Below are 805 nucleotides of genomic sequence, written 5' to 3' on the forward strand. Positions count from 1 at the left end.
ATAATCACCAGCCCCTTACGCGATTTTTTAAGCTTCTCGATACCCAGGCGTTTTACTGATTTACCGTCATCTTCATCTCCCTTATCCGTTTTATCGTTTTGCTCAATTTCTTTCTGATGCCGTTCCCGTAGTGCCTGTTCAATTTCTACAGCGGTCGGGATTTTATTTTCCTGTTCGCTCACTGGATCACCTCTTTCTCAACGTTCGGGGAAACGGTATCTCCTGCCGGAAGACGGACTTTGCCAAAGCCCCGGTTTTCAACCCCAACAACCTGATTTCCCATACGCAAAACAAAGCGCTGGTCTACAGGAACACCAACAACGGTGAAACTACCGCTGTTTTTGACTACCGGGTTAGTCAGCGTTTCCTGTTCGCCGCTCATAACAAAGACGCTGGGGATTTTCTTCAGGGGGCTGAAGCCAAACCAGGTATAGCGGCCATCGTCATACGCATAATCCGGGCTGATTGACTGGCTGCCGTCAGCTACCCGCTTCCAGTAATCCCAGTTCTTGGGCGACTTCGCATTTTCAAGAGAACGGTTGATTGCCTGCTCCTCCTGCCGCTTGTTAAGAGCCTCAATCCGTTTCTTCTCGATTTCGGCTTGCTCCTTCCGGCGTTCCTGCGGGTACTGGTAATTAACAACAAACGCGATCTTATCCGGCTGCCGGAACGTTCGGGCGTTCAGCTCCATGCTGTAATTACGTTTTGTTGTGCGAACAAACAGGTTTGTTCGCCAGCGTTCCAGGTCGTTTTCAGGATCAAGGGCTACACTGACCACCTCTGAAGACTGGTTGCCATTGTCATC

2 protein-coding genes are annotated in these 805 nt (G+C 50.1%); both read right to left on the reverse strand.

The window, feature by feature from the left end; translation table 11 throughout:
- The coding region (locus HGG74_RS20940) for a hypothetical protein (RefSeq protein WP_312856931.1) at positions 1-182 on the reverse strand (182 nt) is incomplete at its 3' end.
- Positions 179-805: TrbG/VirB9 family P-type conjugative transfer protein (locus tag HGG74_RS20945; protein ID WP_168489474.1), on the reverse strand; the 627-nt coding region annotated here is incomplete at its 5' end. The genes HGG74_RS20945 and HGG74_RS20940, both read right to left, overlap by 4 nt.

The sequence above is a fragment of the Arthrobacter mobilis genome (assembly GCF_012395835.1).
Lineage (GTDB): Bacteria > Actinomycetota > Actinomycetes > Actinomycetales > Micrococcaceae > Crystallibacter > Crystallibacter mobilis.